We start from the raw sequence: 612 nt of genomic DNA on the forward strand, positions 1-612 counted from the left end.
GGTAATTTTGCCGGGCGTATCGAGCAGCGTTTCAACTCCGGCGGCCGTGGCTGGCGCAGCCATGGCGTTACCGCCTGGGTGATTGCGGTGGTGCCGCTGACCCTGCTGGCCACGGCCCTCTCGTGGGCGCCTTACATCGGTTGGGTCCTGGAAATCCTCGCGCTGTATTGCGCCCTCGGCATGCGCAGCCTCGGCGAACACGTGCTGCCGGTGGCGCAAGCGTTACGCAGTGATGATCTGGACGAGGCCCGCAAGCGTGTCAGCTATCTGGTGAGCCGCCAGACCAGCGAGCTGGATCGCACCGAAGTCGCCCGTGCAGCCACCGAATCGGTGCTGGAAAACGGCAGCGACGCGGTATTTGCCGCCTTGTTCTGGTTTGTGGTCGCTGGCGTGCCCGGCGTGGTGCTCTATCGCCTGAGCAACACCCTGGATGCCATGTGGGGCTATCGCAATGAACGCTTTGAGCGTTTCGGCTGGGCCGCAGCAAAGATCGATGACGTGCTCAACTACATTCCGGCGCGCCTGGTGGCGTTGACCTACGCGCTGCTGGGCAAAACCCGCCTGGCCCTCAAATGCTGGCGCACCCAGGGCCCGACCTGGGACAGCCCCAAC

At 64.5% G+C, this 612-nt stretch carries 1 protein-coding gene; it reads left to right on the forward strand.

Going from position 1 to position 612, the window contains the following annotated elements:
• A partial coding sequence (locus tag HX846_RS35995; protein ID WP_178967321.1) for a CobD/CbiB family cobalamin biosynthesis protein occupies window positions 1–612 on the forward strand: 612 nt, incomplete at both ends.

Source organism: Pseudomonas sp. K5002 (assembly GCF_013386655.1).
Classification (GTDB): Bacteria; Pseudomonadota; Gammaproteobacteria; order Pseudomonadales; family Pseudomonadaceae; genus Aquipseudomonas.